This is a genomic window from Limosilactobacillus reuteri subsp. porcinus (genome assembly GCF_036621895.1).
GTDB classification, from domain to species: Bacteria; Bacillota; Bacilli; order Lactobacillales; family Lactobacillaceae; genus Limosilactobacillus; species Limosilactobacillus reuteri_J.
Genome location: NZ_LN887496.1, coordinates 22,129 through 33,666 on the forward strand (window position 1 = coordinate 22,129; position 11,538 = coordinate 33,666).

Below are 11,538 nucleotides of genomic sequence, written 5' to 3' on the forward strand. Positions count from 1 at the left end.
GTTGATTATCGCTCGGACGCGAACCTTGTGACAACGCGAAGCTAGTTCTACGTTATCTTGCAATTGTTCGTGAAAATAGCAGAGGGTGAGAAAAAAGCAAAGTTTTTTCCACCCTCTTTTAATTCCTAATTATTAACATGACTTACTTTAATTAAACGTGCAACATTTTCTGCTGTTTGCGCAATATCAATAGGTGCATCTGCTAATACTGTTTTTAATGGTTTAGCCCCCTCAGGAGTTGCAAAAATTGCATCGATGGCCGTGGATGAATATAGATCATTTACACCTTTACCAATATTTCCAGCCAACACAATTACCGGAGCAGTTGGAGCCACCTCTTTAGTTGCCTTAGCGACTCCATATGGCGTTTTACCAAATTTAGTCTGGAAATCAATTCCCCCTTCACCAGTAAAAACATAATCAGCGCCAACTGCCTTTTTTCGTAGTTGAGTTGCTTCAATCACTAATTCTACTCCTCGCTTCATTGTTGCACTGGTAAAAGCTATTAATCCGGCTCCTAAACCACCGGCTGCCCCTGCACCTGCTGTTTGTTCAACGTCAGGCCCACCAGCTGCAACTATTTTTCGTGCATAATGATGAAGATTTTTGTCCAAGATATTCACCATTTCTTCATCAGCACCCTTTTGTGGACCAAATACTGGGGCTGCCCCATTTTTTCCTGTTAATGGGTTGGTAACGTCTGATGCAATTTGAATATCTACATTTTTTAAACGGGGATCTAAACCTCGAAAATCGACTTGATTTAAACTTGCTAACGCACCACCGCCTAAACCAATTTCATGATTATCAACATCCAATAAACGTGCTCCAAGTGCTTGGGCCATTCCTGCACCGCCATCAACGGTTGCACTTCCTCCAATTCCAATAATTATTTTTTTAATGTTATGGTCAAGAGCATCCTTAATTAACTCGCCGGTACCATATGTAGTTGTAATAAGCGGGTTCGCAGTCTCCTCATTAACAAATTGAAGCCCACTTGCTGCCGCCATCTCAATCACTGCTGTTTCCCCATCACTTAATATCCCATACTCAGCATTAACTAATTTATTTAATGGGTTGTGGACTTTAGCAATCATTTTTTGACCATTAGTCGCATCAACTAAGGATTGAACAGTCCCCTCTCCCCCATCAGCCATTGGAACTAAAACATACTCGGCATTCGGAAACACTCTTTTAATTCCTTCTGCCATCACATTTGCTGCTTCTTTTGCTGTTAGTCCGCCTTTAAATGAATCTGGAGCAATTACAAATTTCATCACTGATCATCCTTTCATTTATAGTAAATGCAAAAAGCCATACAAGATAGTTGCGGTTAACATTGCGGAACCTCCAACTAAGAATTCATAAAAAATACCTTGCGATCGTTCTTTAATATCCATATGCATTGCATTCGCTGTAACATGGAAATAGTTTCCTTGAGGTAATTGGTCAATGACAATCGCCCCAGTATGAACCATTGCAGCCGCTGCAAGTGGTGCAACACCAAATCCTAAAATAGACTTGGCAAAAGAACCAGTAGCTAAAATAACACCCGTAGAGGTTGAAGCAGTTGCTCCGGCCATGAGAATACCAGAAAGTGGTGCTAATAAGACACCAGGCACATGACTTGCCTTAATAAGTTCGATTAATAACTCTGGGAAAGTAGACGCAGTAATAGTAGCACCAATTGCACCTGCACCAATTAAAATCATTACTACGCCAGTCATTCGACTAACACCGGTCTGAGCATAGCTCTTAATTTTTTCACCTTTTCCCATTGCTAGAGCACCTATTATTGCTGCAAATGGCAAAACATAGGTAGCATCTAAATTTACCTTTGCTAATAATGGTAAATGACAAATAGTTCCAATTGGTCCTAATAAAAGTAAAACTATTGCAATAACAGGAGCAACGATGGCTTGTTTAAATGTCGGCAAATCACTTTGCTTGATTGTTTTTGCACTATCTTCAAGATCTTGTTCTAGAACTGCCCTACCTTTTTTGCGGATCATTCTAGCTACAACAACTGTAACTATTAAAGCGATGACGGCAGGAATAAAATCAGCAATCATTACTTGACTTAGTTCAAGCCCAAAACCCTTTGCTGCTGCAATTGTATTTGCATTTGGTGAGATTATGTTACCTGCCTTGCCTCCACCAGATAAGGCAACCAATAAAGATAATTTTGAAATATGCATATTGCGACCAACTTCAAGGGCAATTGGTGCAACAATTAAAACAGCGACTGGGATAAAGACACCCACAGCTGTAATTACCATCGTTGCTAGAGCTAATGCAAAAATAGCTAACCGATCACCAAATTTATTAACAATTGTCCGTGCAAGGGTTTCGGCAGCCCCAGAATCCATCATAACACCAGCTAACATTCCTGCTGCTAATACTCGAAGGACCGTTCCCATTACACTTTGTTCACCTTTAACCAAAATATTAATAGTTCCTTCTAAACCAGCCCCACCAATAACGGCGCCGACTATTGCACCTAGTAATAATGAATATACTGGATCTAATTTTCGTAAAATTAAAAAAATCGCAAGTGCTAATCCTATTAATGCTCCCCACCAAGAAATCATTTTATAAGCCTCCTCTTTGATTGCTAGTAAAGAAATATTAAAATAAGATAAAACATCACAAGAAACAGTATCCCTTTGTCATCGTTTACATTAATCCTTAAACAAGCTTATAACAAGTTATGTTTTGCACAAAGATTATTATGCATTTTGTACACAGATCCTATTATCAAAATCTTATCGTCTAATTACCAATCAGTAAGGAGAAAATAATGGAACTCAAACCAGAACTTGCACAATCAATTGTCGATCATATGATGACGCAAATACCGTATAACATTAATATTATGAATAAGAAAGGTTATATTATTGCAAGTGGAAATAAAAGCAGGATAAATACTTTACATGTTGGAGCTGTTGATGCGATAAAACAGCGAAAAACACTACCAATGGAGCACCAATATGGAAATCATGGACAGCCAGGCGTTAATATGCCCTTAAAATTTAAAAATGAAATTATTGGTGTTGTTGGAATTACTGGTGACCCTAATAAAGTTACTCCCCTAGCATCATTGCTAAAAACAGCAGTCGAGCTCTTGCTACAGCAAAAACAAGAAAATGAACAAGAGCACGAAATTGAAAAAGTTAAACAAAGATTTATTTATAGGTGGATTAATATCAGCAAGTATCAAAATCCGCAACTTGATAGTGAACTAGTTGAGGAAGCAAATCGTCTAAATATAAATCTAGCAAAACAACGACTTGTAATTGCAATTGCTGGGAGTTCTCAGATAATCAAAAACCTTAAACTAGATCAGGAAACAATTATTTTTTCTCTTACTAATCACATTGAGTTGATTATCCTCAGTTCAAAGCACCAAGAAACATATATTCAACAAAAACTCGAACATCAAGAAATTGAATACGGTATCAGTAATTGGGGTAATTTGCTTGGTAGATTAGCGGAGCAAGCAGTTACAACACTGCGATTAAGTAATATTTTTGGAAAGCCATCATTTAGGCATTACTCACAAGTCTCTTTTATTAAACAGGTATTAGATAGTGATTTAAATTTAATAGCAGTTAATGATCAATATGAAGCCTTGCTAAAAAGAAAAGATGGGAAAGAATTGATCGATACAATCCGTGAGTTCATTAAGTGTAATATGAGTGTAAATCAAACTGCGCATAATTTATTTGTACACCGTAATACACTTAATAACCGATTACTTCGCATTAAAAAACTTTTTGAACTAGATCCTAAAAATACTGAAGACTTATTTCAACTTTTTATTGGCTACATTACTTTTTACTATCGACAAACTTTATAACCATACAAAAAATACTCCCTATATTCAGAGAGTATTTTTTATTATGATTATAAAATTTTAAACTAACCCATTTGCGACTAACCGTTCTGCATTTTCAACGGTATTCCAGGCAGCCCCTTTAAGGAGATTATCAGCAACAACCCACATATTAAAGGAACCAGTATTTTCTTCATCTGCACGGAGACGACCAACAAAAGTGTCACGCTTACCAACAGCATTAATTGGTTGAGGATAAACCTGGTGCGCTGGATCATCCTGTAAAACTACCCCGGGAGCGTCCTTTAATACTGCCCGCAATTGGTCAACAGTTACCGTTGGATCATTAACAGTAAAGTAAATCGATTCTCCATGAGCAATTGGGACAGGTACACGAACACAAGTGGCAGTAACCTTAATATCCTTAGCGTCCATGTCGTCTAACATGATCTTCTTTGTTTCGTGGATCATCTTCCATTCTTCATGGGAGTAACCATCATCTTCAAAGACATCGATCTGCGGCAATAAATTAAAAGCTAATGGATAATGCTTCTTGTCACCCTTTGTTGGCAAAATCATGGCATCTGCTTGCATATCTTTACCATCAAGGTAGTCTTGGGTTTCTTGTCGTAATTCATTTAAGGCTGATTGACCTGCTCCTGAAGCTGCTTGGTAAGTCGAAACAATAATTTGATTTAATCCAAATGCTTGGCGGATTGGTTCCAATGCTACTACCATTTGAATTGTCGAACAGTTAGGATTAGCAATAATTCCGTGATGATTTTTTAATGCCTCTTCATTTACTTCTGGAACTACTAGCGGTACATCGGGTTCCATTCGAAAAGCACTCGTATTATCAACACAAACTGCTCCCCGCTTTACTGCTTCTGGAAGGAACTTTTTTGATACTGATCCACCAGCAGATGAAAGCACAATATCAACCCCCTCAAAAGAATCAGGTGTAGTCTCTTCAACAGTAATCGGTTGGCCTTTAAATGATAATTGCTTCCCAGCTGACTTGGCGGATGCCAATAATTTCACACTCTTTACTGGAATTGTTGATTGTTCCAATTGCTGAATCATCCGTGTCCCAACTGCACCAGTAGCACCTAAAATTGCGACATTATATTCTTTACTCATCTTAGTTCCTTCTTTCAACCTATCCTAAATCATTCATAAAATTTTGTAACCGTTCAATCGCCGTATCAATAACAGAATCTGCCGCTGCATATGATAAGCGAATATATCCTTCTCCACCAGGGCCAAATGCGTTTCCAGGAATCACGCCAACTTTAGCTTCGTGGGCTAATTTACGAGCAAAGGCGAGATCATCCTTCCCAAATTGAGCAGGGATTTTAGCAAAAATATAAAATGCGCCATCTGGCAATGCAATTTCAAAGCCCATCTTTCGCATTGCACTCGCAAGTTTATCTCTCCGTTGACGATAGGCCTGCTTAAATTCTTGCGGATCATCAGCCCCGTTTTCTAACGCTTCAATCGCGGCTGCTTGCGCAGTATCATTTGGGCACGTTACCATAAATGAATGCATCTTTGACATCGTTAAAATAAATTCTTCCGGACCAGCCACATATCCTAAACGATAACCTGTCATTGCATGTGATTTTGATAAACCACTAATCAGAATTGTCTGCTCGGGCAAAAGTGTCGCAAGTGAATGGAAGGGTTGATCGTACATCAATGAACTATAAATCTCATCAACAATCGCATAGATGTGATGATCTTCAATTACTTTAGCCAATGCTTTTAACTCTTCTTCAGTGTACGAACGGCCAGTTGGATTATTAGGATAATTTAAGAGAACAGCCTTTACTGCCGGACCCTCTTTTGCTAATACCTCTTCTAGTCTTTCAGCAGATAGCAAAAAGCCATCTTCAGCAGTGTTAACTTTAATCGGTTCAGCACCAGTTAGGGAAACACTCGGGAAGTATAGCGAAAATGCTGGAGTGGGAATAATTACTTTATCTCTTGGATTTAGCATCGCAAATGTTGTCGCGGTTACCGCTTCTGTTGCCCCAATCGTGACCACAATTTCGGTTTCAGGATCATAGTAAACATGACGACTCTTCTCAAGATATTTACTAATCGCTTTGCGTAATTCAATCTTACCCTTGCTTGGTGAATAGTGAGAATCATCATTTTGAATACTTTCAATTGCTGCCTTCTTAACATGATCTGGCACAGCAAAGTCCGGTTCCCCAAGCGTTAATTTTACTAGTCCAGGAACGGCAGAAATTTCTTCATCAAATGCGCGAATCTGTGCTGGCGGAATAGCTGCCAGATGACTATTTACGGTTGTTGCTAATTCAGCATGGAGTCTTGGCATTTTTTCACCCTCTTATAAAATATTTTCTAAGCCAATTACTAATTTTGACAATCCGTCAACTTTTTCCAGAGCAACTTTAACCCCATTCATGAAGGATTGACGGTCAAATGAATCTTGGCGGATAGTCAGGGCCTCGCCATCCCCACCAAAGAGAACTTGTTCGTGAGCAATGTACCCCGGAAGTCGAACAGCATGAATCTTAATCCCATGGTAGTCGCCACCCCGCGCACCAGTTAAGCTCTCTGTCTCATCAGGATTTGTCTCATGTGCAGGACGGACTTGGTCAATCAACTTTGCGGTACTCAAAGCCGTTCCCGATGGGGCATCTTTTTTATCACCATGATGCATTTCAATAATTTCAACGTCAGGGAAATATTTAGCCGCTTCCTGAGCAAATTTCATAAGAAGAACTGCTGACATCCCAAAATTAGCAGCGATCAATCCGCCCACATGTTTTTCTTCACTGAGGCGCACCAGGTCTGTTTGTTGTTCATCGGCTAAGCCAGTCGTTCCAACAATCGGCCTCATTCCATGTTCAAGTGCAAACTTAACATTCTGATAAACAGCACTTGGCAAGGTAAAATCAATCCAAATATCAGCAACCCCATCTTCAATTTCATCCAAAGTTTGATAAGGCTGAACAGATGATGCAAGGTGAAAATTGGTCATATTCTTTTTTGTTAAGGTTGGTGCAAGCGCAGCGGTAATTTCAAACCCAGCGAGTGAATTTACTAGATCAACCGCCTTTTGTCCCATTGCTCCAGTCGCACCAGCAATTAAAACTTTTTTCATGCTTTATTCCCCCAAATTTAAAGGTAAGTTCTTAGTAGTCAGTGAATTAGTAGGTAATGATAAGGCAGCCTCTAATTCGCGTTTTTCTTCTTCATTTAATGGAAGAATTGGTAAGCGACAACCCCCAACGTTAAAACCTTGCGCATTCAAAACTGCTTTAACTGGTGATGGTGATGGGAACATAAACAAAGCGGCCATCCGGGGAGTTAACCACCGTTGCAACTTACCAGCAGTTTGATAATCGCCCCGGTATAGTGAGTCATACATTTGACGCATTTGATCGACATAAGTATGGGAAGCAACCGAGATAACCCCATTTGCTCCTAAAACCCGGGCAGTTAACGCCTGTGCATCTTCACCTGTGAAAACTGCAAAATCAGGGTCGCAGTGTTCAACAATGTATTCAAGTTCTTCCAAAGATGTACATTGTTTTACAGCGGCGATATTTTGATGATGGGACAATTCTACTACGGTTTCCTGAGCCATTTTTACCCCTGTACGACCAGGAATGTTGTAAATGATGATTGGGAGGTCAACATTATCCGCAACTGCTGTAAAATGAGCAACCATTCCCCGTTGGTTAGGTTTGTTATAAGGAGGAACAACAACAAGGGCATAATTGATACCGTTAATTTGTGCAACTTCATTAGTAAAGGCAATTGTTTCTTTAGTATTATTGCTTCCAGTTCCAGCGATAACGGGAACCCGTCCGTTTACAATTTCACCGAAATGTTGGTATAGCTCAATTTTTTCATCATGAGTGAGTTCTGGAGTTTCGCCAGTTGTCCCCCCGATAACAAAACCATTGCTCCCATGTTCAATTAAGTAATTCGTCAAATACTCTAAACGACCATAATCAATATTTCCCTCATCATCAAAGGGAGTTACAATTGCCGTCATTAAGTCTGCATTTTGTAATAATGTCATATTCATTCCTCCATTATTTATTCCCTATTAATTTTGCATTCGATATTCAAGAAAACCAGTAATCGCATCCACCCCACGTTTAATTGCTTTTTCATTGGGGGTAAGGGTGGCCGAATGTAATTGTGAATCATCTTCAACCCCAAGCCAAAACATGGTTCCTGGAAATTTAGCCAGTAAGTAGCCAAAATCTTCCCCGGTCATTGCGGGTTCTGTTTCGATAAAGTTTACAGTTGGTGTTTCTTCCATATAATGGATAAAACGTTTTGTTAATTCTGGATTATTCTCTACTGGCCAATAGCCACCCTGATTTAATTCCAGGGAAACATCCATGTTGAAACTACGCCCGATTCCTTCACATACGTCCTTCAAGCGATCATCAATAGTTTCAATCATCGTCTGCGTTAGTCCCCGAATCGTTCCTTCAATCCGCGTATGTCCAGCAATAACATTTCGAATCGTTCCACCGTTAATTTTCCCTAAGGTAATTACACCACTTTGAATAGGATCGATACTCCGCGAAATCACAGTCTGCACTTGAAGAATTAATGAGGCTGCTGCAACAACCGTATCATTAGCATCTTGGGGATATGCCGCATGCCCGCCCTTACCGTTGAGGTCAATATTAACTTCCGTGGTTCCCGCAAACAAGGTCCCCATCCGACAGCCAATTGCTCCCGCTGGCAAATCAGGATTATCATGCAAACCGTAAAACTCATCTGGTTTCCACTTTCCACTAAACAAGCCCAATTCATATGCCCGTTTTCCACCATTTTCGCTTTCTTCGGCCGGTTGGAAGAAAAACAGGAGATTATTTTGCGGCTGGTGTTCACTAAAGTAATTCAATACCCCTAACGCAACCGTCATATGAATATCATGACCACAGGCGTGCATTACTCCTGGATGGATTGATGAGTATGGTAAACCTGTTTGTTCCTCAACTGGTAAAGCATCGATGTCTGTTCGGTAACCAATTGTTCGTTGTGGATTCTGACCATGAACCAACACCATAAGAGCAGTTGGTAATTCCTTAAAGGTACGAACTTCTAAAAAGGCTTGGTTAAAACCAGCAATTGTCTCCACTAAGTATTGGTGGGTGTCAAATTCTTGAAGAGCCAGCTCTGGAATTTGATGGAGGTGACGACGAATTTGAATTAATTCTTCTTCTGTTAACATCTTGAACTCCTCCTAGAGCTTCCGTAAATCATCCTCTAATTCAGTCTTGCCAGCGGTTTGATCATCGACATTTTTAATAAACTTAGCAGGAACTCCTGCAACCATCGTATGGGGGGCTACATCATGAGTAACCACGGCACCAGCAGCAATTACAGCGCCTTCCCCAACGTGCACTCCCTCAATTACCACCGCATTGGCGCCAATCATTACATTATCATCAATGCGGACTGGTTCAGCTGAAGCTGGTTCAACAACTCCAGCTAATACAGTACCAGCACCAATATGACAGTGGCGCCCAACAATTGCACGGCCACCAAGAACTGCCCCCATATCAATCATCGAATCAGCACCAATTTCAGCACCAATATTAATTGTTGCGCCCATCATAATAACAGCATTGTCACCAATAAGAACTTTATCGCGAATAATTGCTCCTGGCTCAATGCGGGCATTAATATTCTTCAAATCGAGCAAAGGAACCGCTGAATTACGCGCATCATTTTCCACGTGGTAAGATTCAATTGCTGAACTGTATTTCTTTAATAACGGTTCGATAACTGTCCAATCACCGAAAATAACTCCCGTATGCGGTTCAAGAAAGGTTTCTACTTCTGCGGGAAGTTCTAAATCACCTAGATTTCCTTTAAGGTAGACCTTTACCGGTGTCTTCTTGGGTGCGTTACTAATGTAGTTAATGATTGTTTGTGCATCTAATTCAGCCATAATTATTTACCTCTTTCTTCCTTTATATATGTCAAATTATTGTTGGTATGGTTCATCCAAATGAACTAAATCATCATAGGTTTCTCGTTTAATTACAACCTGGGCTGTGCCTTTTTCTGCAAAGACAACTGCTGGTCGAGGATTCCGATTATAATTTGAAGCCATGGAGTAGCCATAAGCACCAGTATCAAGCATCGCTAAGACATCTCCTGGTTTTGTAGCCGGTAATACCTGATTCTGACTGAGGATATCACCAGACTCGCAATACTTTCCTGCTACCCGAACATGTTCAACCAACTCTGCACGAGGATTATTTGCTAAGACCGTTTCATATTGTGCTTCATAAAGTGCTGGACGAATGTTATCACCCATCCCCCCATCAACTGTTACATATGGCTTCAACCCTGGTACATCTTTACGTGATCCAACAGTATAAAGATTATAACCAGCGGGCCCCGCGATTGAACGTCCGGGTTCTATCCAGATCGCTGGCATAGCAAGATTTATTTCTTTAATTTCAGCTTTAATTGCCTTAATAATTGCTGCCACAAATTCTTCTGGAGCAAGTGGTGTATCATCTTTTACATAACGAATTCCAAAACCGCCCCCAACATTGATCACAGCAGCTTGATAGTTAAATTTTTCTTGCCAGTGGGCAGCAACTTCAACCAACTTCTTAGCTACCCCCTCAAATCCCGCAAGCTCAAAAATCTGTGAACCAATATGGGCATGCAACCCTTTCATTTGCATCCGGGGATTCTCGAGGACTTTTGCTAACGCCTCATCTGCCTGTCCTGATTGAAGGTCAAACCCAAACTTACTGTCAACCTGACCAGTTTGAATGTACTTATTTGTATGAGCAGAAATTCCAGGAGTAATTCGCAACATTACATCAACATGTGCATCAAGCTTCTCCAAAACGTCTGCTAGCAATTCAATCTCATGGAAGTTATCAATCATGATTGTTCCCACGTGATGGTCAATTGCCATTTCCAATTCTTCCCGTGATTTATTGTTTCCGTGAAAACTAACATCAGCCATTGGAAAGCCGGCTTTGATTGCCGTATATAATTCACCACCAGAAACAACATCAACATGCGCACCTTCTGCAGCAACTACTTGATACATTGCGATTGCTGAAAAAGCTTTACTAGCATAGCTAACCGCATAATCAACATTATTTTCTTCAAAAACCCGCTTAAATGCTCGAATCTGTTGGCGAATCTGTTGAACATCATAAACAACTAACGGGGTACCAAACTGATGAGCTAAGTCAACCGCATCACATCCCCCAATCGTTAGATGACCAGCGGCATTTAATTGTTGATCAGTAATCTGTTCGTTCATTTGTAATTCCTCCATGAGATTTGTAGTAAAGAGGCTATAAAAAATCCACTGTCTGCGCAAACAAACAGTGGAATTCACTTATCCATTCTGATTTGTCGATAGCGCAACGCAGGCTCTTATTGTCCTGCGACAGTCCGTAGCTTATTCAACTACGACCCAGCTACTTAATGTGCCAAACTAAGCGCTTCGGCAACTTCCCTGTTCAACTAACCTCAATGTCTTGGCGGACTAAATTAGTTTACTAGTGTCGGTTGCGCCTCTTCGATTTATACATAGCTTATAAGTCTTTTATGAGAATGTCAATACAAATAATTAAATTTAAAAAGTTTTTTTAATCCATTAGATGTAAGAAAGTTTATTTTACTTACCTTATACAACTGAAACTTGAAAGCACTCA

10 protein-coding genes and 1 riboswitch are annotated in these 11,538 nt (G+C 40.1%); of the genes, 1 reads left to right on the forward strand and 9 read right to left on the reverse strand.

Annotated features, from left to right (window positions below):
* Positions 1–125: 125 nt before the first annotated feature.
* Positions 126–1,277: a glycerate kinase family protein gene (locus tag AACL61_RS09605; protein WP_102815947.1), complete on the reverse strand. Its 1,152-nt coding sequence runs from the start codon at positions 1,275–1,277 to the stop codon at positions 126–128.
* 18 nt (positions 1,278–1,295) lie between these two features.
* Positions 1,296–2,591 (reverse strand): GntP family permease, encoded by a 1,296-nt coding sequence (locus AACL61_RS09610; RefSeq protein WP_003671750.1) that lies wholly within the window; start codon positions 2,589–2,591, stop codon positions 1,296–1,298.
* Positions 2,592–2,800: 209 nt separating this feature from the next.
* On the opposite strand from AACL61_RS09610, the gene AACL61_RS09615 reads away from it, so the two are divergent.
* Positions 2,801–3,859 (forward strand): CdaR family transcriptional regulator, encoded by a 1,059-nt coding sequence (locus AACL61_RS09615; RefSeq protein ID WP_102817061.1) that lies wholly within the window; start codon positions 2,801–2,803, stop codon positions 3,857–3,859.
* Positions 3,860–3,916: 57 nt separating this feature from the next.
* Here the strand turns inward: AACL61_RS09615 and AACL61_RS09620 are convergent, their stop codons facing one another.
* Genes AACL61_RS09620 through lysA form a run of 7 tightly spaced genes read right to left on the reverse strand, consistent with a single transcriptional unit; the run spans position 3,917 to position 11,141 of the window.
* Complete coding sequence (locus AACL61_RS09620) at positions 3,917–4,975, reverse strand: aspartate-semialdehyde dehydrogenase (protein ID WP_102817060.1); 1,059 nt, start codon at positions 4,973–4,975, stop codon at positions 3,917–3,919.
* A 19-nt stretch (positions 4,976–4,994) separates the two neighbouring features.
* Positions 4,995–6,179, reverse strand: coding sequence for an aminotransferase class I/II-fold pyridoxal phosphate-dependent enzyme (locus AACL61_RS09625; protein WP_102817059.1), 1,185 nt, complete (start codon positions 6,177–6,179; stop codon positions 4,995–4,997).
* A gap of 12 nt (positions 6,180–6,191) precedes the next feature.
* A complete protein-coding gene (gene dapB, locus AACL61_RS09630) occupies positions 6,192–6,971 on the reverse strand; it encodes a 4-hydroxy-tetrahydrodipicolinate reductase (RefSeq protein WP_085649553.1) in 780 nt (259 codons plus the stop codon).
* A gap of 3 nt (positions 6,972–6,974) precedes the next feature.
* Positions 6,975–7,898, reverse strand: a complete 924-nt coding sequence (gene dapA, locus AACL61_RS09635; protein WP_102817058.1) for a 4-hydroxy-tetrahydrodipicolinate synthase — start codon at positions 7,896–7,898, stop codon at positions 6,975–6,977.
* 27 nt (positions 7,899–7,925) lie between these two features.
* The gene (locus AACL61_RS09640) at positions 7,926–9,071 is read right to left on the reverse strand and encodes an N-acetyldiaminopimelate deacetylase (RefSeq protein WP_102817057.1); all 1,146 of its coding nucleotides are present in this window, start codon (positions 9,069–9,071) and stop codon (positions 7,926–7,928) included.
* A gap of 12 nt (positions 9,072–9,083) precedes the next feature.
* Complete coding sequence (gene dapD, locus AACL61_RS09645) at positions 9,084–9,794, reverse strand: 2,3,4,5-tetrahydropyridine-2,6-dicarboxylate N-acetyltransferase (RefSeq protein ID WP_102817056.1); 711 nt, start codon at positions 9,792–9,794, stop codon at positions 9,084–9,086.
* A gap of 36 nt (positions 9,795–9,830) precedes the next feature.
* Positions 9,831–11,141, reverse strand: coding sequence for a diaminopimelate decarboxylase (gene lysA / locus AACL61_RS09650; RefSeq protein ID WP_102817055.1), 1,311 nt, complete (start codon positions 11,139–11,141; stop codon positions 9,831–9,833).
* Between the two features lie 90 nt (positions 11,142–11,231).
* Positions 11,232–11,411, reverse strand: a riboswitch (Lysine riboswitch).
* Positions 11,412–11,538: the final 127 nt, after the last annotated feature.

Coding starts and splice junctions, on each gene's coding strand:
- AACL61_RS09610 (WP_003671750.1), bottom strand. CDS start 2,591: ATGATTTCTTGGTGGGGAGCATTAATAGGATTAGCACTTGCGATTTTT.
- AACL61_RS09620 (WP_102817060.1), bottom strand. CDS start 4,975: ATGAGTAAAGAATATAATGTCGCAATTTTAGGTGCTACTGGTGCAGTT.
- lysA (WP_102817055.1), bottom strand. CDS start 11,141: ATGAACGAACAGATTACTGATCAACAATTAAATGCCGCTGGTCATCTA.
- AACL61_RS09605 (WP_102815947.1), bottom strand. CDS start 1,277: ATGAAATTTGTAATTGCTCCAGATTCATTTAAAGGCGGACTAACAGCA.
- dapD (WP_102817056.1), bottom strand. CDS start 9,794: ATGGCTGAATTAGATGCACAAACAATCATTAACTACATTAGTAACGCA.
- dapB (WP_085649553.1), bottom strand. CDS start 6,971: ATGAAAAAAGTTTTAATTGCTGGTGCGACTGGAGCAATGGGACAAAAG.
- AACL61_RS09615 (WP_102817061.1), top strand. CDS start 2,801: ATGGAACTCAAACCAGAACTTGCACAATCAATTGTCGATCATATGATG.
- AACL61_RS09625 (WP_102817059.1), bottom strand. CDS start 6,179: ATGCCAAGACTCCATGCTGAATTAGCAACAACCGTAAATAGTCATCTG.
- dapA (WP_102817058.1), bottom strand. CDS start 7,898: ATGACATTATTACAAAATGCAGACTTAATGACGGCAATTGTAACTCCC.
- AACL61_RS09640 (WP_102817057.1), bottom strand. CDS start 9,071: ATGTTAACAGAAGAAGAATTAATTCAAATTCGTCGTCACCTCCATCAA.